The sequence below is a fragment of the Bacillus sp. B25(2016b) genome (assembly GCF_001679765.1).
Taxonomy (GTDB): domain Bacteria; phylum Bacillota; class Bacilli; order Bacillales; family Bacillaceae_G; genus Bacillus_A; species Bacillus_A thuringiensis_K.
Genome location: NZ_CP016285.1, coordinates 4,048,617 through 4,066,905, shown reverse-complemented (window position 1 = coordinate 4,066,905; position 18,289 = coordinate 4,048,617). Strand labels below are relative to the sequence as shown.

The window sequence follows — 18,289 nt, the reverse complement described above, 5'->3', positions numbered from 1 at the left end:
ATATCCATTTCGGATATATGCTTTTTTATATGTATTAAAGAAATATGGATATTTGCATCACTACTAGTTCAAATGTAAGTAAGGTTAGTAAGTAATAATCATATTTATCTGATTTATAGGCGGACGTCTTGTGTAGACTTTTAATGGTGAAAAGAGCTAAAGTCAGGATGAGAAGGCCAAGAGTTATTTTGAAGATTATGAATGAAATAGCAACCATCTCCCTTTAAAGATATATGTTTACAATAACATTTTAGTGAAAATTATCCAATAAACATTAGGAGTTTCCTTGTATGACAGGGAGGAGTGTTATTGTCAATCTTTGTCGAATCGTTGATATATTGCAAGTTGTGATAGAAATATTTGAAAAATCGTTAATATAATTTCATTTACCGACACGCGCATATATATGTACGCTTCACCAAAAACAAACAGGGATGTCACTCAGTTAAAAAAGTGACATCCCTGTTTTTAATTCTCTGCAGAATAAATAATATCTAAATTCCCGTTTTGATCAGTTTTGAAAATCGGGGCAATTTGCTCTTCTTGCTCTTCGACTGAAACAAGTTTTCGAGCACGATCCATAATTCGAACAAGCATCGCGTAATCTTCTTCGATTGCTTGTTGTTTTTTTGTGAGTACCGCTAATTTCGTTTCAAGTTCATGATTCGTTTTTTGCAGAGAAGTGAGCTGAGCTTGTAATACATCATTTTCAGTTTGCAACTTTGCAAGTGAAGGATTGTTATGTTCTAAATTTTGTAAAAATGAGATGACATTTTGCATTGTAAGATCTTGTTTACTTGGCGTAATATCTTCTGAAAAATCGGCGTCAATTACGAGTTGCTTCGTTTTTGTGAACCGATCTTTTTCTATATTAGCTTCAGAACGTTTTAATTCTTTACGTTGTTTTTTTGCAAGCTGCACCGCATCTTCGTAATTCGGTCTTACTTCAGCGTTCCATCTAAAGCCGCAAGCTGCTGAAGTCCGGTTCAACGCATCGCCAACTTCATCGAATGCTTTTATTTGTGTACTTCCGCTGCGAATATGTCGTAAAACAGTTTCTGCTAAAAGGAGATCATCTTCTTTTGTCCATGCATCTTGACGTGTTTTCATAAGCGAAGCCTCCATAATGGTGACGTTTTCGTTTATGTTACCCTTTATTTTTCGTTTTATTCGAAGTTTGTAATCTTTCATAAACAGTAGAAAGAGCTTGCTCAAATTTCCCTGTCGTTTTCGGTTTATAATATTGCTTGCTTTTTATTTTATCAGGTAAGTATTGTTGCCTTACCCAGCCGTTTGGATGGTCGTGTGGATATAAATATCCAATGCCTCTTCCAAGTGATTCTGCGCCTTTGTAATGACTATCTTTTAAATGGCTTGGAATGTCACCTGTTTGACCGTTGCGTAAATCGTGTAATGCAGCATCCAGTGCTTTATAAGCTGAATTTGATTTTGGTGATAAGCATAGCTCGATAACGGAATTTGCAAGTGGGATGCGTGCTTCTGGGAATCCAACTCGTTCAGCTGATTCAATTGCAGCTAGTGTACGTGGTCCAGCTTGTGGGCTAGCAAGTCCAATATCTTCATAAGCTATAATAAGAAGGCGTCTGCCAATACTTTGTAAATCACCTGCTTCAATAAGGCGTGCTAAATAATGGAGCGCTGCATTTACATCACTTCCGCGCACTGATTTTTGAAATGCTGATAATACGTCATAATGAGCATCGCCGCCTTTGTCGTGAACGAAGCTCTTCTTTTGTAAGCATTCTTCTGCAATCTCGAGTGTGATTTCAGCCGCTTGATCGTCTGTAGTAAAGCTAGATAATACAGCAAGCTCAAGTGCGTTATAAGCGGAACGCATATCACCACCAGAGGCGTTTGCAAAGTGATGTAGTGCGTCATCTGTTACCGTTACTGCATATTCTCCAAGGCCTTTTTCTTTATCTTCTAAAGCTCTTTTTAACCCAATTAAAATATCATCTTCTGTTAGTGCGTGTAATTCGAAAATTTGACACCTGCTTCGAATAGCGGAGTTTATTGCATGGAATGGATTACTTGTCGTAGCACCAATTAAAGTAAGAAGTCCGCTTTCTAAGTGAGGTAATAGAAAGTCTTGCTTTGCTTTATCTAGACGGTGAACTTCATCTAAAATTAAAACGAGGTGTCGATGCATCTTCGCTTCTTGTACGACAACTTCCATATCTTTTTTATTGTGAGTAACAGCATTCAATAGACGAAACGGGGTACCGGTACTTCCAGCAATTGCACTGGCAATGGATGTTTTTCCTGTACCTGGAGGACCGTATAAAATCATAGATTGAAAATGATTGGCTTGGACCATTCGCCATAAAATCTTTCCTTCACCAACTAAATGTTGTTGCCCAATAATTTCTTGAATATTTGTAGGGCGCATTCGATGTGCGAGTGGTTGTTTCATTTGGACCGTCTCCCTTAATATATAATCTCGTTCTATCGTATCATTTTTTTCTACGAAATTTGAAATAGGATGCTGTTTTATGGGAAAAATGAAGGATAATATTTTCATTTTTCTTTCAATTGTAATAATTTCCGAGTTTTTCAATGTGATTTTATGTTATCATTTTGATACACAAGTTGAAATTTCTTATAATACTATATTATGCTATAATTTCATAGGATTTTAAATTGTGTTCTTTTTATAAATAAGATATAACCAATAGAAGTGAAAATTTGAAACGAGGTGCAAAATAGATGAAGATTTCAACAAAAGGCCGCTATGGCTTAACAATTATGATTGATCTTGCAAAAAAGTTTGGTGAAGGTCCGATTTCATTAAAATCAATTGCGCAGGCGCATGACTTATCCGAGCATTACTTAGAGCAATTAATTTCACCGCTTCGTAACGCTCGTCTTGTAAAGAGTACGCGCGGGGCATATGGCGGATATGTATTATCTGATCAACCGGCTAACATTACAGCTGGTGATGTAATACGTGTATTAGAGGGACCGATTAGTGTTGTAGAAATGATAGAAGAAGAAGAGCCAGCACAGCGCCAGTTATGGATGCGTGTTCGTGATGCGGTGCAAGAAGTGTTAGATAGTACAACGTTAGAAGATTTAGTACGTTATGAGGAAGAAAATCACGGGGGCTATATGTTTTACATTTAATTCCTTGTGAAACGATTTGGAAAGAAGGAGATTTAATGGAACGCATTTACTTAGATCATGCTGCGACATCTCCGACTCACCCAGAAGTGGTCGAAAAGATGATTCCATATATGACAGAAATATTCGGGAACCCGTCTAGTATTCACTTTTATGGACGTCAAACTCGTCACACAGTAGATGAGGCGAGACGAGTGTGTGCACGCAGCATTCATGCGAATCCGAATGAAATTATATTTACGAGCGGTGGTACAGAAGCTGATAATTTAGCGCTTATAGGTGTAGCACGTGCGAATCGTCATAAAGGTAACCACATAATAACGACGCAAATTGAACATCATGCGATTTTGCATACGTGCGAATTGTTAGAGCGTGAAGGGTTTGAAGTGACATATTTACCTGTCGATGAAACAGGGCGCATTCAAGTTTCTGACATACAAAAGGCATTAACAGAAAAGACGATTCTTGTATCTGTTATGTTTGGGAATAATGAAGTAGGGACGATGCAACCGATTGTGGAAATAGGAAAGCTGTTAAAAGAGCATCAAGCGTATTTCCATACAGATGCGGTACAAGCTTACGGTTTAGTAGAAATTAATGTGAAAGAGTTTGGTATTGATTTATTATCAATTTCAGCTCATAAAATTAATGGGCCAAAAGGTATAGGTTTCTTATACGCTGGTGCAAATGTGAAATTTGAACCGTTATTAATAGGCGGAGAGCAAGAAAGAAAACGCCGTGCTGGTACGGAAAATGTTCCTAGTATTGCTGGGCTTCAGCATGCAATTCTTATAGCTGAAAAAACTCGTGAGCAAAAAAATGCCCAATATGAAGAGTTTAAAGATATAATGGTATCTGTCTTCAAAAATGAAGGCATTACTTTCGAGGTAAACGGAAACTTAGAACATCGCTTACCGCATGTACTTAATATAAGTTTTACAGGAATGAACATTGAACCGTTTCTTGTGAACTTAGACCTAGCTGGCATTTCAGTATCAAGTGGTTCTGCTTGTACAGCTGGTTCGATTGATCCATCACATGTATTAGTAGCGATGTTTGGGAAAGACTCCGATCAAATACGTTCATCCGTACGCTTTAGTTTTGGACTTGGAAATACGAAAGAGCAAATTGAAAAAGCGGCGTACGAAACAGTGAAAATCGTGAAGCGATTAACACAAAATTAGCATGGGAGGTGACATGATGAACAAACTACCTCACGAAACACGCGTTGTCATCGGAATGTCCGGTGGCGTCGATTCATCTGTAGCAGCACTTTTATTAAAAGAGCAAGGTTATGATGTAATCGGAATTTTTATGAAAAACTGGGATGATACAGATGAGAATGGTGTCTGCACAGCAACAGAAGATTACAATGATGTAATTGAAGTGTGTAACCAAATTGGTATTCCGTATTATGCAGTAAACTTTGAAAAACAATACTGGGATAAAGTATTTACGTACTTCTTAGATGAGTACCGAGCTGGTCGTACACCAAACCCAGATGTAATGTGTAATAAAGAAATTAAATTTAAAGCATTTTTAGAGCATGCAATTGCGCTTGGTGCGGATTATGTGGCAACAGGCCATTATGCACGCGTTGCTTATATGGACGGCGAATATAAAATGCTTCGCGGTGTTGATGATAATAAAGATCAAACATATTTCTTAAATCAATTAAGCCAAGAGCAATTATCAAAAACAATGTTCCCGTTAGGTGAATTAAAGAAACCGCAAATTCGTGAAATGGCGAAAGAAGCTGGTTTAGCGACAGCGGCGAAAAAAGATAGTACAGGTATTTGCTTCATTGGTGAGCGTAACTTTAAAGATTTCTTAAGTAACTACTTACCGGCACAACCAGGTGTAATGCAAACATTATCTGGTGAAGTGAAAGGGAAGCATGACGGTTTAATGTATTATACAATTGGACAACGTCATGGCCTTGGAATTGGTGGTAATGGTGATCCATGGTTTGCTGTTGGGAAAAACCTAAAAGAAAACATTTTATATGTTGATCAAGGATTCCATAACGAACTTCTATATGGTGATGAAGTTATTGCCACCAATGTAGGATGGGTAAGTAACAAAGAAAAAGAAACAGAATTTAAGTGCACGGCGAAATTCCGTTATCGTCAAGAAGACAATAAAGTAACGGTTCAAATCGTTGATGAAAATACAGTTCGTATTCTTTGTGATGAGCCAATTCGTGCAATTACACCAGGACAAGCAGTCGTTTTCTATGATGGAGATGAGTGCTTAGGCGGTGCTACAATTGATGAAGTATACCGTAGTGGTAAGAAATTGGATTATTTAGGATAAACGAGAAGCCTCTGCCGATTAGCGGTTAGAGGTTTCTTTTACATAAAGCGAATTTTCGTTCGCTTGGAAAATACATTCTTTGTTATAATTTGTTGTAGAGGTGAAGGACATGTCAAACAAACTTGAAACAGGTATTCAATATATGCAAGAAGGAAATTGGGAAGAAGCAGCTAAAAATTTTACAGAAGCAATCGAAGAAAATCCGAAAGATGCGCTGGGATACATTAATTTTGCAAATTTATTAGACGTATTAGGTGATAGTGAGCGAGCGATTTTATTTTATAAACGTGCACTAGAGTTAGATGATAAATCTGCAGCTGCCTATTATGGTTTAGGAAACGTATATTACGGCCAAGAGCAATTTAATGAGGCGAAAGCTGTATTTGAACAAGCAATGCAAGCTGGGTTACAATCAGCTGATGTAACATTTATGGTAGGTATCACACATGTGCAGCTTGGAAATGATCGTCTTGCACTACCATTCTTACAAAGAGCAACAGAATTAGATGAAAACGATGTAGAAGCTGTATTCCAGTGTGGACTTTGCTTCGCGCGACTAGAACACATTCAAGAGGCGAAACCTTATTTTGAAAAGGTATTAGAAATGGATGAAGAGCATGCAGATGCGTATTACAATTTAGGTGTTGCGTACGTATTTGAGGAAGATAATGAGAAGGCTCTCGCTTTATTTAAGAAAGCAACTGAAATTCAGCCAGATCACTTTTTAGCGGGGAATGGCATTCGTTTATTAGAGCAAGAAGCTGAATAAGATAAAAATATAGTTTAATGGGTAGTTATCCCTCATCTAAAAAGGTGGGGGATGTACTGCTCATTAAAGTGAAAATATCGGAAAGGAGAGGAAAGATGGGAAATCAACATGCAATGGATTTGTTTGAGGAAGAGAAAAAGTTTATAAAAGCGCAAGTTCTTCATACCATTTTCCACAACGAAGAAAACCTCTATTCCGTTGTCAGTATGAAAGTCATTGAAACGAATGAAACATATGACGAAAAGAAAGTAATGATAAACGGTCATTTTCCCCGCATGCATGAAGATGAAGTGTTTACATTGACAGGTCACTTTAAGGACCATCCAAAGTATGGAAAACAATATATGGTTGAAACATTTAAAAAAGAATTGCCGCAAACAAAAGCAGGTATGGTGCAATATTTAGCGAGTGATTTATTTAAAGGAATAGGAAAGCGTACAGCTGAAAAAATTGTGGACCATCTCGGAGAACATGCTATTTCGAAAATTATGGATGACCCTGAGGCATTAAATGGTGTTGTTAATAAACAAAAGGCTCAGGAAATATATGAGACAATTGTTGAACATCAAGGGCTAGAGAAAGTAATGAGCTTTTTAAATGGCTACGGTTTTGGAACGAAACTTTCTATTAAGATTTACCAGCAATATAAAGAGATGACATTAGAAGTGATTCGTAATAATCCGTATCAACTTATCGAAGAAGTGGATGGGATTGGTTTTGGAAGAGCAGATGATATAGGGCGTGCGTTAGGGATATCGGGTAATCATGACGACCGTGTACGCGCAGGATGTTTTTACACATTAGAGAATGTCTCATTACAACTTGGTCACGTTTATATGAGGAAAGATCAACTTGTAAGAGAAACGATGTCACTTTTAAACAATCAAGAAGGAAGAGTGACTGAGGAAGATATTATAGGTTGTATTGAAACGATGCAAAGCGAAGGGAAAGTCATCATAGAAGAAGAACGAGTGTATTTAGCAACGTTATTCTACTCTGAGAAAGGTGTTGTAAAGTCTATTCGCAGGCTTATGAATCAAGAAGAAACACCTTCATTTCCAGAAGCAGAAGTGTTAAAAACGTTAGGTGAAATTGAAGAACAACTGAACGTACAATATGCACCGTTTCAGCAAGAAGCAATTCAAACGGCACTTCATAAACCGATGATGTTATTGACAGGTGGACCAGGAACAGGGAAAACAACAGTTATTAAAGGGATTGTTGAAATGTATGCATCACTACACGGGTTATCGTTAAATCCGAATGAATACAGTGATGATAATCCATTTCCAATACTATTAACAGCTCCAACAGGAAGAGCAGCGAAGCGAATGAGTGAATCAACAGGACTTCCAGCTTGCACAATTCACCGTTTACTTGGTTGGACGCCAGAAGGATCGTTCCAGCGTAATGAAACGGATCCTGTCCAAGGTAAGCTCCTTATTATCGATGAATTTTCAATGGTTGATATTTGGCTTGCAAATCAGCTATTTAAGTCGTTGCCGACGAACATTCAAGTTATCGTTGTAGGTGATGAAGATCAGTTGCCATCTGTAGGACCTGGACAAGTATTAAAAGATTTATTAAATGCAGGCGCAGTTCCGACAGTGAAGCTTACTGAAATTTATCGTCAAGCGGAAGGCTCATCAGTGATTCAACTTGCCCATGCGATAAAAAATGGAACTCTACCACCAGATTTAGCACAAAATCAAAAAGATCGTTCATTTATCGGCTGTACAGGAGCTCAAATTGTTGAGGTTGTGAAAAAAGTTTGTGAAAATGCTAAAACAAAAGGCTTTAGCGCAAGAGATGTACAAGTATTAGCACCGATGTACCGCGGGCCTGCTGGTATTAATGTATTAAACGAAGCGCTGCAACAAGTATTTAATCCGAAGAGGGAAAAGAGTAAAGAAATTGCTTACGGTGATGTTGTGTACCGAAGAGGCGATAAAGTACTGCAACTCGTGAATCAGCCGGAGAGCCAAGTGTTTAATGGTGATATTGGGGAAATTGTTTCGGTGTTTTATGCGAAAGAAAACGTTGAGCAACAAGATATGATTATCGTTTCGTTTGATGGAATTGAGGTAACGTATACGAAGCCCGATTTAAATCAAATTACGCATGCATATTGTTGTTCCATTCATAAATCACAAGGTAGTGAATTTCCGATTGTTATTATGCCAATCGTGAGGAGTTACAACCGTATGTTACGTCGTAATTTAATTTACACGGGCATTACAAGAAGTAAGAAGTTCCTTATTATTTGCGGAGAGGAAGCAGCTTTCCAATCTGGTGTAAATCGCCTTGATGATGCAATGCGTCAAACAACCTTAGCTAGTCGCTTGCAAGAATCACAAGGAGAAGTACAGATGGTCACAGTTAATGGCGAGGAAATGGACGTGGAAAACATTTCACCGTATGATTTCATGTAACAAGGTGAAATTATATAGTGAAACTTTCAAACGCATAGCGTTGAAAGGCTCCAGCAATGTATAAATGAATGCAGTTTGGACATAATGGCGAATAGAATCTGGGAGACTGTAAGGAGATGAAAGCCATATGTTCATTTGTCCAAATTGCAAAGGGAAAGACATTGGAAAAATAGGTGTCAACCAATTTTATTGCTGGAATTGTTATATCGAATTATCGGTTTCAAAGGGGAAAATCCATACACATCAAGTTGAGGAAGACGGTTCATTAAGCTCTCTTGATGATTTATTTGATGAGAATGAAAGAACGATCGGATAACGAAAAGGGGGATTTACTTTGAATCTACGCAATTCATTAATCGCATTAGGTGTTGGAGCTGCAGCATATCAATATGCTCGTAAACAAGATGTATTTTCAAAACGCAATATGAAAAAAGCACGTAAGATGATTAAGTCTTACTTATAATCATTTCGATAAAGTGAAAAACTCCCTTATAGACAAGGGAGTTTTTTTATGCACTCATATGTAAATAAAAAAGTCCGATTTCTGAGAAAAGATAAGATAGACCGTAGCAGCCAACGCCAAGTATTCCATACTGCCATAATTGCTTCGCTTTTTCTTTACGTGAGGAATGAATAAAGAACCCCTTCCAAATACCGAACCCGATACAAATCCATTCAAGAATCATAAAAAGTGCTGATAATCCAAGCATAAACAAAACCATAATTAGCCCTCCTGATTATATTAATTCATGCTGTATTCTCAGGGTGGTTGTCCTTGTTATGTTATTTATATGTACGTCTTTAAAAAACAGTATGGTCCGTATGAAAAGATTTTAAAAGTTTCGCACATAACCTACCCCATTTATTTTCAAAATAAAGGTGGAGGAGGTTTTTCATGTGAAGAATCTTAAAATCATTTGGATATATCGTTTAGGATTATTGTTACTTGTTTTTCTTTGTCTGCTCGTCTTTTTAAAAATTAAGCCGCTATGGGCACCGATTATTTTTGTATTTAAAGTAGCAATCACGCCGTTTCTTATCGCGTGTTTTATTGCGTATTTATTGCACCCTTTAATTGAAAAAATTCATAAGGAAGGGATGCCCCGTACACTTGCCATTTTGCTCATTTATATCCTTTTCTTTGGCGGAATTGGTTATGGGATTTATAAAGGAACACCAGTCGTTATTAAACAGTTACAAGAGATTAATGAACAATTTCCCCAGTTTACAAAGATGTACGATTCGTGGATGGATGGCGTTACAGAACAAACAGCGAATTTCCCTTCGTTCATTCATGAAAAGGTGAAACAACTTTTTGTAGGTGTGGAAACGAAGATTCAAGCGCTTTTAAATAAAGTGATGAGTACAGCTCGTGGTGTACTCGATTCATTGCTCATTATTTTCTTAATACCGTTCATTGTATTTTACATATTAAAAGATTATGGTGAGTTTTATCATATCTTTTGGAAACTAGTCCCAAGTAAATGGCGAGGTACGGGGCAAATGCTTGCGAAAGAAATTGATAAGTCACTTGGAAGTTATATTCGAGGACAGTTATTTGTTTGTTTAGTATTAGGGGGAGTATCAGCTCTTTCTTTTTGGTTTATCGGTATGAAATATCCATTATTGCTTGGCATTATTATTGGGGTAACGGATATAATCCCATACTTCGGTCCTATTTTAGGAGCGATCCCGACGTTAATGATTGCAGCAACAGTATCAACGAGTTTACTTATTAAGGCGGGGATCACGATTGCGATTTTGCAATTTGTGGAGAGTAACATTTTATCGCCTTACATCGTTGGTAAGTCACTTCGTATGCATCCCGTTATTATTATGCTTGCCTTACTAGTTGGGGGAGAGGTAGCTGGGATTGTAGGATTGCTAATATCGGTTCCGATTTTAGCAGTTATTCGCACTGTCATTGTTCATGTGAGACCGCTCTTGAAAAAAGAAGATGTGTAAGTATAGAAGCCCTCTATGTAAGAAATAGAGGGCTAATCATATATTTATTTAGAAAGTTGCTCGTGTATTTTTTGAATGAGGGAGCTCACATCATTTGTTTGAATATGTTTTATTTTTTTCCATTCGTTATCATACATAAATATAATTTGATTGTTGAAAAGACGCTTTTGTTCTTTTAGATTAGAAATTTTTGCGAAAGAGTACTCTTCAAATATTGGATTCTTACTTACATCTGGCCCATAAAAGAATAGTCTTTTGTTCGTTAAAATTAGCAATCCTGGCCTTGCGACGGAACGATAAATAAATATGTCTAATGAACATGCTGCGTAAAATAATATCGTTTCGTCAGTCGCTAATATGTTTTTAGCTTTGTTAAGTAAGGTTGTCATTGTGATCGCTCCTTTATTTTATTAACAATAATTTAATTGTAGCAAAAAAAGTAATATTTAGAAATTTTTATAAATCATTCTTATAAGGAGATTCCGATTTGTTAATAAACGCATAATATATGAAAAGGCTGTTAAGAATGAATAGTAGAATACCTATGATTAATAAGCAATTAATACAATATAAATGATTATCTACATTGACAAACTTAAGAGAATTCTATTATATTTAGTCATATAATACATTAAATCAATGACGGAACAAGTACGTTACAGTCCATTTATAGAGAGAAGCTTCCATATGGCTGAAAGAAGCTTTAAATGAAGGGTAACAGAAAGCTAATCCTGAGAGCAGCTAATCACTGCCGTCTTGCCACGTTACGGCACCATGAGGTGATGAATTGATTGTTATTGTAATCAATTCATAATTAGGGTGGTATCGCGAGTTAACTCTCGTCCCTTTTATAGGGACGGGAGTTTTTTATATTTAAGGAGGAAAATACAATGAAACAACTAACAGGCGCACAAATTCGTCAAATGTTTTTAGACTTTTTCCAAGAAAAAGGACATGCAGTAGAACCTAGTGCATCACTAGTTCCACATGAAGATCCATCTCTTCTATGGATTAATAGTGGTGTAGCTACATTAAAAAAATATTTTGATGGACGTGTAATCCCACAAAATCCACGTATTACAAATGCTCAAAAATCAATTCGTACAAACGATATTGAAAACGTAGGGAAAACAGCTCGTCACCATACATTCTTTGAAATGTTAGGAAACTTCTCAATTGGTGATTACTTCAAAGAAGAAGCAATTACATGGGCTTGGGAATTCTTAACGAGCGACAAATGGATCGGATTCGATAAAGAATTACTATCAGTTACAATCCATCCAGAAGATGAAGAAGCATTCACAATTTGGAATGAGAAAATGGGCGTTCCAAAAGAGCGTATTATCCGCTTAGAAGAAAACTTCTGGGATATCGGTGAAGGGCCAAGTGGACCGAATACAGAGATTTTCTATGACCGCGGAGAAGCTTACGGTAATGACTTTAGTGACCCAGAATTATATCCAGGCGGAGAAAACGAGCGTTACTTAGAAGTATGGAACCTTGTATTCTCTCAATTTAACCATAATCCAGACGGTTCATATACACCACTTCCTAAGAAAAACATTGATACAGGGATGGGTCTAGAGCGTATGACATCTATCGTTCAAGATGTACCTACGAACTTTGATACAGACCTATTCATGCCGATGATTGGTGCAACAGAAACAATTTCTGGTGAAAAATATCGTAATGGCGATTTAGAAAAAGATATGGCATTCAAAGTAATTGCTGACCATATCCGTACAGTAACATTCGCTGTTGGTGACGGTGCTCTTCCATCTAACGAAGGCCGTGGTTATGTATTACGTCGTTTATTACGCCGTGCGGTTCGTTATTCGAAGAAATTAAACATCAACCGTCCATTCATGTTTGAATTAGTAACGGTTGTTGGAGAAGTAATGAAAGACTTCTATCCAGAAGTACTTGAAAAGAAAGATTTCATCGCAAAAGTTGTGAAAAATGAAGAAGAGCGTTTCCACGAAACACTTCATGATGGTGAAGCAATTTTAGCTGAAGTTATCGCAAAAGCTAAAGAAGAAAAAACAACTGTTATTTCTGGAGTAGATGCGTTCCGTCTATATGACACATACGGTTTCCCAATTGAATTAACAGAAGAATATGCAGAAGAAGCTGGTATGACTGTTGATCATGAAGGCTTTGAAAATGAAATGGAAAAACAACGTGAGCGCGCACGTGCTGCTCGTCAAGATGTTGATTCTATGCAAGTTCAAGGCGGTGTCCTTGGAGAAGTGAAAGTAGCGAGTGAATTCGTTGGTTACGGTACAGTTGCAACAGAAAGTAACGTTGTTGCACTTGTGAAAAATGGCGAATACACAGACAGCTTACAAACAGGTGAAGAAGGACAATTAATGCTTGATGTAACACCATTCTATGCTGAGAGCGGTGGACAAATTGCAGACCGTGGTTACCTTCTTGCTGATGGCGTGAAAGTTCTTGTAAAAGATGTACAAAAAGCACCAAACGGACAAAACTTGCACAAAGTTGTTGTTGAAGAAGGTACATTAACGAAAGATGCGGCTGTAAAAGCTATTATCGATACGAAAAACCGTAGTAGCGTTGTGAAGAACCATACAGCAACTCACTTACTACACCAAGCATTAAAAGACGTACTTGGAACACACGTTAACCAAGCAGGTTCTCTTGTAACTTCTGAACGTCTACGCTTTGACTTCTCTCACTTCGGTCAAGTACAAGCTGACGAATTAGAAAAAATTGAGCGTATGGTAAACGAAAAAATTTGGGAAAGTATTGATGTTGAGATTTCTCAAAAAGCAATCGAAGAAGCGAAAGAAATGGGCGCAATGGCATTATTCGGTGAAAAATACGGAGATGTTGTACGCGTTGTACAAGTTGGCGATTACAGCTTAGAGCTTTGTGGTGGTTGTCACGTTGATAATACAGCTTCTATCGGTATTTTCAAAATCGTTGCTGAGTCTGGTATTGGTGCAGGAACTCGTCGTATTGAAGCAGTAACTGGTAAGTCTGCATACGAATTAATGAACGATCAAGTAGGTTTATTAAAAGAAGCAGCAGGAAAAATGAAAACAAATCCGAAAGATATTTTAACAAGAGTTGATGGTCTATTTGCTGAAGTGAAACAACTGCAAAAAGAAAATGAATCTCTTGCTGCGAAATTAAGCAATATCGAAGCTGGAAACTTAACTGATTCTGTAATGACAGTTGATGGCGTAAACGTATTAGCGGCAAAAGTAAATGTTGCAGATATGAACAACTTACGTACGATGATGGATGACCTAAAAAATAAATTACAATCTGCAGTTGTCGTATTAGCGTCTGTAAATGATGACAAAGTAAACATCTTAGCTGGCGTAACGAAAGATTTAATTAGCCAAGGATACCATGCTGGTAAACTTGTGAAAGAAGTAGCTTCTCGTTGTGGCGGTGGCGGTGGTGGTCGTCCTGATATGGCACAAGCGGGCGGTAAAAACCCAGCGCAAGTTGAGGAAGCTTTAGCATTTGTACAAGAGTACGTTAAATCTGTTTCAAAATAAAGAGATAGTAGTGTACAATGGTAGGGAGAGGAGAAGTTCTTCTCCCTATACTTACTATATAAGTGAGGTGCTTGAAATGGACGGTTTTGATAAAACAATGAAGTTTAGCATTCAAGATGAAAAACAGAGTGTCCATGTAAATGATGTACTTTTAACTGTGTATGATGCACTTCAAGAAAAAGGCTATAATCCGATTAACCAAATCGTCGGTTATTTATTAAGTGGAGACCCAGCATACATACCTCGCCATAAAGATGCACGTAGCATCATTCGCAAGCTTGAACGTGATGAGTTAATTGAAGAGCTTGTGAAGTCTTACTTGAAACATCATCGTGAGGAGTAGTTTATGCGGATATTAGGTTTAGATGTAGGTACAAAAACAGTCGGAGTTGCAATTAGCGACGAAATGGGCTGGACAGCACAAGGATTAGAAACAATTAAGATTAACGAAGAACGAGGTCACTTTGGTTTTGATCGTATTTCTGAGTTAGTAAAGCAGTACAATGTGGACAAAATAGTAGTAGGTTTACCTAAAAATATGAATGGTACAATTGGCCCACGTGGCGAAGCGTGCCAACAATTTGCAGAAAACCTACGAGAGCTGTTACAATTAGACGTTGTAATGTGGGACGAGCGTTTGTCAACAATGGCAGCGGAACGTCTACTCATTTCAGCTGATGTAAGTCGTAAGAAGCGAAAACAAGTAATCGATAAGATGGCTGCAGTCGTAATCTTACAAGGATTTTTAGATAGAAAATAAGAGGTGACCAAAATGGAAGAACGTCAAATTACAATTGTAGACGAAAAAGGTAACGAACATTTATGTGAAATTATTTTCACTTTTGATGCTGACAAATTTGGTAAAAAATCATACGTAATCTTCTCTCCAATCGGTGAAGTAGATGAAGATGGAGACCCAATTTATGATGCAATGGCTTATGAGCAAAATGAAGAAGAGGGCGGAGTTTTACTTCCAATCGAATCAGAAGAAGAGTGGGAAATGGTACAAGAAACGTTTAACACTATTGCTGATGAGCAAGAAGCTGAATAATAAGTACTGAAAAGATGGACGACATACAGTCCATCTTTTTTTGTATTTATATGTAAAATGAAAGATTTTTTGTCGAAACTGTGTAAGTCTTTGTAGTATAATGAGACGGATTGTAGAAAAATAAAGTGTCAATTAAAAAAGATAAGTAAATTTTTAGCGTTTTTACATCGTGCTGTATAGAAAGGTGTACATACGGTCTACAATTAAGTAAGGAGGAAATGTTTTGATAGAGAATCAAGTGAAAAAGAAGCGTAGACGCATCTTTTTATTTTCGATTATTGCACTGCTTTTAGTTTGTGGTTCAGTCTATGCGTATATTTCATCCGCATTAGGACCAGTTGATAGCGGGAATAAAAAAGAGATTGAAGTAGAAATTCCAAAGGGATCATCTACTAGTAAAATTGGAGAAATTTTAGAAGAAAAAGGTGCTGTGAAAAACGGTACAGTTTTTAGTTTTTATACAAAGGCTAAATCGAAAAGTTTACAAGCAGGTACATATTTATTAAATCCTTCAATGAATGCTGAAGATGTGATTGAACAAATGTCATCTGGCAACGTGCATCGTCCAGCTCTTTATAAAGTGACGATTAAAGAAGGGGCGCAAGTAACTGAAATTGCAGAAACGATTGCGACAGAACTAAAGTGGAATAAAGATGATGTTACGCGTCAATTAAACGATAAAGCATTTATTCAAAAAATGCAGCAAAAGTATCCGAAGTTATTAACGGATAAAATCTTTGATAGTAATATTAAATACCCATTAGAAGGTTATTTATATCCTGCAACGTATTCGTTTTATAAGAAAGATACAACGTTAGAAGAAATTGTAATTCCAATGCTTGAGAAAACAAATGCAATCATTGTTCAAAATGAGGCGAAAATGAAAGCGAAGAATTGGGATGTTCATCAGCTTTTAACATTATCTTCACTTATTGAAGAAGAGGCAACTGGTTTTACAGATCGTCAAAAGATCTCTAGTGTCTTTTATAATCGTTTAGCAAAAGGTATGCCGCTTCAAACGGATCCAACGGTATTATATGCACTTGGAAAGCATAAACAACGTGTATTATACGAAGATTTAAAGGTCAACTCACCGTACAATACGTATGTTGTAAAAGGATTGCCGGTAGGGCCAATCGCAAACTCTGGTAAACATTCAGTAGAAGCTGCGTTAGAACCTGCGCAAACAGATTATTATTATTTCTTAGCCGCACCAAGTGGTGAAGTGTACTATGCGAAAACATTAGAAGAGCATAATGCATTAAAGCAAAAATACATTACGAAAAAATAGTGAAATGGGGAGGGATAGCGAAAAAAGTCGCACATCCCTCTTTTTTGTGGTAAAATATATCGGGTTAAAAACTGGCAGAAGAATCGTTTTTAATATCAAAACGGGACGTACAAGCTAAGGATAAAGCTGGCTTGTATTTTTATTGCATTCTATGTGTGAAAAGACGTCATAGAGGCACTTCTCCATGTAAATAAGGAGGACCATTTATGGAGGATGCAGTTAACGAGTACCTATTATCATTTATTGATCCGAAAGATAAATTAATTCTTGAAATGGAAGAATATGCAACAGAAAATCATGTGCCGATTATGGATCGACTTGGAATGGAATTTATGCTGCAATTTTTACGTTTAATTGGACCGAAAAGCATTTTAGAACTTGGAACAGCAATCGGTTATTCTAGTATTCGTATGATGCAAGCTATTCCAAATTCACGTATTGTGACAGTTGAGCGCAATCGTGAGCGATATGAAAAAGCACTTGAATATATAGAACGTTCCCCAGTAACAGATCGTATTTCAGTTATTTACGGTGATGCGTTAGAGACAGGTGAACAAGTAAAAGAACACGGGACATTTGACGTTATTTTTATTGATGCAGCAAAAGGACAGTATCGTCGCTTTTTTGACTTATATGAACCGTTATTAAATCCTGGTGGCGTAATTATTTCAGATAATGTTATGTATCACGGTCTTGTAACGACAAAAGAGAAAATTGAAAACAGACGTACACGAGGTTTAATCCGTCGTATTAAGACGTACAATGAGTGGCTTATGAACCATGAAGGATATGATACAACGATTTTCCCAATTGGTGATGGAGTAGCTGTTAGTAAAAAGAGAGGGTGGCCAAGGTATGAAGAAACCTGAATTGTTAGTAACGCCAAGAGCGGTGGCGGATATCGAACAACTTGCGAAAGCAGGAGCAGATGCGGTAATGATCGGTGAGCAAAAGTTTGGTTTACGTTTAGCAGGGGAGTTTTCACGTGAAGATGTAAAACAAGCTGTGAAGATTGCACATGAAAATGGTGTGAAAGTATACGTAGCCATGAACGCTATGTTCCACAACGATAAAGTAGAAGAATTAACAGATTACGTTTCATTTTTAAACGAAGTAAATGTAGATGCAATTGTTTTCGGAGATCCAGCGGTATTAATGGCTGTTCGTGAAGTAGCACCAAATATGCAGTTGCACTGGAATACAGAAACGACAGCAACAAACTGGTTCACTTGTAATTACTGGGGACAAAGAGGATCAAAGCGTGCTGTATTAGCTCGTGAGCTTAGCTTAGATGAAATTGTTGATTTAAAAGAAAATGCTGAAGTGGAACTGGAAGTACAAATTCACGGTATGACTTGTATGTTCCAATCGAAGCGTTCATTAGTAGGAAACTACTTTGAGTATCAAGGACGTAATCTTGACATTGAAAAGAAAAAATATGAAGAGAATATGTTCTTATATGACCCAGAGCGTAACAATAAATATCCAATTTATGAAGATGAAAATGGTACTCACATTATGAGTCCGAACGACATTTGTTTCATCGATGAATTAGAGGAACTAATCGATGCTGAAGTTGATAGCTTAAAAATCGACGGTGTACTAAAAAGCTCTGAATACATTATTGAAGTAACGAAGAAATATCGTCAAGCGATTGATTTATGCGTAGAAGATCGTGATGCATATTATGACGTGAAAGATGATCTATATAAAGAAATAGAAGAAATGCAACCAGTAAATCGTCCGTTAGATACAGGATTCTTCTTTAAAGAAACGGTTTACTAAACGAGG

At 37.1% G+C, this 18,289-nt stretch carries 19 protein-coding genes and 1 other annotated feature; of the genes, 15 read left to right on the top strand and 4 right to left on the bottom strand.

Features of this window, described 5'->3' with window-relative positions; translation table 11 throughout:
- Nucleotides 1-468: 468 nt before the first annotated feature.
- Nucleotides 469-1,110 carry an RsfA family transcriptional regulator gene (locus BAQ53_RS20795; RefSeq protein WP_000857709.1) on the bottom strand — a complete coding sequence of 214 codons (642 nt, stop codon included), beginning with the start codon at nucleotides 1,108-1,110 and terminating at the stop codon, nucleotides 469-471.
- A gap of 37 nt (nucleotides 1,111-1,147) precedes the next feature.
- A complete protein-coding gene (locus BAQ53_RS20790) occupies nucleotides 1,148-2,434 on the bottom strand; it encodes a replication-associated recombination protein A (protein WP_208906206.1) in 1,287 nt (428 codons plus the stop codon).
- 293 nt (nucleotides 2,435-2,727) lie between these two features.
- Between BAQ53_RS20790 and cymR the strand changes: the two genes are divergently transcribed.
- The 7 genes from cymR to BAQ53_RS20755 all read left to right on the top strand — a co-directional run bounded on the left by cymR (nucleotide 2,728) and on the right by BAQ53_RS20755 (nucleotide 9,121).
- The gene (gene cymR / locus BAQ53_RS20785) at nucleotides 2,728-3,144 is read left to right on the top strand and encodes a cysteine metabolism transcriptional regulator CymR (RefSeq protein ID WP_000704116.1); all 417 of its coding nucleotides are present in this window, start codon (nucleotides 2,728-2,730) and stop codon (nucleotides 3,142-3,144) included.
- Between the two features lie 35 nt (nucleotides 3,145-3,179).
- Nucleotides 3,180-4,325, top strand: a complete 1,146-nt coding sequence (locus tag BAQ53_RS20780) for a cysteine desulfurase family protein (RefSeq protein WP_000439895.1) — start codon at nucleotides 3,180-3,182, stop codon at nucleotides 4,323-4,325.
- Between the two features lie 16 nt (nucleotides 4,326-4,341).
- Nucleotides 4,342-5,457, top strand: a complete 1,116-nt coding sequence (mnmA, locus tag BAQ53_RS20775) for a tRNA 2-thiouridine(34) synthase MnmA (protein ID WP_001038010.1) — start codon at nucleotides 4,342-4,344, stop codon at nucleotides 5,455-5,457.
- Nucleotides 5,458-5,566: 109 nt separating this feature from the next.
- Entirely contained in the window at nucleotides 5,567-6,226 is a 660-nt protein-coding gene (locus tag BAQ53_RS20770; protein WP_000066404.1) for a tetratricopeptide repeat protein, read from the top strand.
- 95 nt (nucleotides 6,227-6,321) lie between these two features.
- Nucleotides 6,322-8,658 (top strand): SF1B family DNA helicase RecD2, encoded by a 2,337-nt coding sequence (gene recD2, locus BAQ53_RS20765; protein WP_000528087.1) that lies wholly within the window; start codon nucleotides 6,322-6,324, stop codon nucleotides 8,656-8,658.
- 127 nt (nucleotides 8,659-8,785) lie between these two features.
- Nucleotides 8,786-8,974, top strand: coding sequence for a YrzR-like zinc ribbon domain (locus BAQ53_RS20760; RefSeq protein WP_000469281.1), 189 nt, complete (start codon nucleotides 8,786-8,788; stop codon nucleotides 8,972-8,974).
- 18 nt (nucleotides 8,975-8,992) lie between these two features.
- The gene (locus tag BAQ53_RS20755; RefSeq protein WP_001053553.1) at nucleotides 8,993-9,121 is read left to right on the top strand and encodes a YrzQ family protein; all 129 of its coding nucleotides are present in this window, start codon (nucleotides 8,993-8,995) and stop codon (nucleotides 9,119-9,121) included.
- Nucleotides 9,122-9,167: 46 nt separating this feature from the next.
- Here BAQ53_RS20755 and BAQ53_RS20750 read toward each other — a convergent pair whose 3' ends face one another.
- Complete coding sequence (locus tag BAQ53_RS20750; RefSeq protein WP_000242536.1) at nucleotides 9,168-9,380, bottom strand: hypothetical protein; 213 nt, start codon at nucleotides 9,378-9,380, stop codon at nucleotides 9,168-9,170.
- A gap of 175 nt (nucleotides 9,381-9,555) precedes the next feature.
- Here BAQ53_RS20750 and BAQ53_RS20745 point away from each other — a divergent pair, with 175 nt between their 5' ends.
- Complete coding sequence (locus BAQ53_RS20745) at nucleotides 9,556-10,623, top strand: AI-2E family transporter (RefSeq protein WP_000793128.1); 1,068 nt, start codon at nucleotides 9,556-9,558, stop codon at nucleotides 10,621-10,623.
- Nucleotides 10,624-10,667: 44 nt separating this feature from the next.
- On the opposite strand, the gene BAQ53_RS20740 is transcribed toward BAQ53_RS20745, so the two are convergent.
- Entirely contained in the window at nucleotides 10,668-11,012 is a 345-nt protein-coding gene (locus BAQ53_RS20740; protein WP_000209463.1) for a PH domain-containing protein, read from the bottom strand.
- Between the two features lie 241 nt (nucleotides 11,013-11,253).
- Nucleotides 11,254-11,473, top strand: a binding site (T-box leader).
- 40 nt (nucleotides 11,474-11,513) lie between these two features.
- Here BAQ53_RS20740 and alaS point away from each other — a divergent pair.
- The 7 genes from alaS to BAQ53_RS20705 all read left to right on the top strand — a co-directional run bounded on the left by alaS (nucleotide 11,514) and on the right by BAQ53_RS20705 (nucleotide 18,283).
- Nucleotides 11,514-14,156, top strand: a complete 2,643-nt coding sequence (gene alaS / locus BAQ53_RS20735; protein WP_131251098.1) for an alanine--tRNA ligase — start codon at nucleotides 11,514-11,516, stop codon at nucleotides 14,154-14,156.
- 76 nt (nucleotides 14,157-14,232) lie between these two features.
- On the top strand, nucleotides 14,233-14,499 hold the full coding sequence (locus BAQ53_RS20730; RefSeq protein WP_000348590.1) for an IreB family regulatory phosphoprotein: 267 nt from the start codon (nucleotides 14,233-14,235) through the stop codon (nucleotides 14,497-14,499).
- 3 nt (nucleotides 14,500-14,502) lie between these two features.
- Nucleotides 14,503-14,916, top strand: a complete 414-nt coding sequence (ruvX, locus tag BAQ53_RS20725; protein ID WP_001221192.1) for a Holliday junction resolvase RuvX — start codon at nucleotides 14,503-14,505, stop codon at nucleotides 14,914-14,916.
- Nucleotides 14,917-14,928: 12 nt separating this feature from the next.
- Entirely contained in the window at nucleotides 14,929-15,207 is a 279-nt protein-coding gene (locus BAQ53_RS20720; RefSeq protein ID WP_000392730.1) for a DUF1292 domain-containing protein, read from the top strand.
- A gap of 223 nt (nucleotides 15,208-15,430) precedes the next feature.
- Nucleotides 15,431-16,498 (top strand): endolytic transglycosylase MltG, encoded by a 1,068-nt coding sequence (mltG, locus tag BAQ53_RS20715; protein WP_000572137.1) that lies wholly within the window; start codon nucleotides 15,431-15,433, stop codon nucleotides 16,496-16,498.
- Nucleotides 16,499-16,704: 206 nt separating this feature from the next.
- Nucleotides 16,705-17,367, top strand: coding sequence for an O-methyltransferase (locus tag BAQ53_RS20710; protein ID WP_208906205.1), 663 nt, complete (start codon nucleotides 16,705-16,707; stop codon nucleotides 17,365-17,367).
- Nucleotides 17,354-18,283, top strand: a complete 930-nt coding sequence (locus BAQ53_RS20705) for a peptidase U32 family protein (protein WP_000742807.1) — start codon at nucleotides 17,354-17,356, stop codon at nucleotides 18,281-18,283. Before BAQ53_RS20710 ends, BAQ53_RS20705 begins: the two co-directional genes overlap by 14 nt.
- Nucleotides 18,284-18,289: the final 6 nt, after the last annotated feature.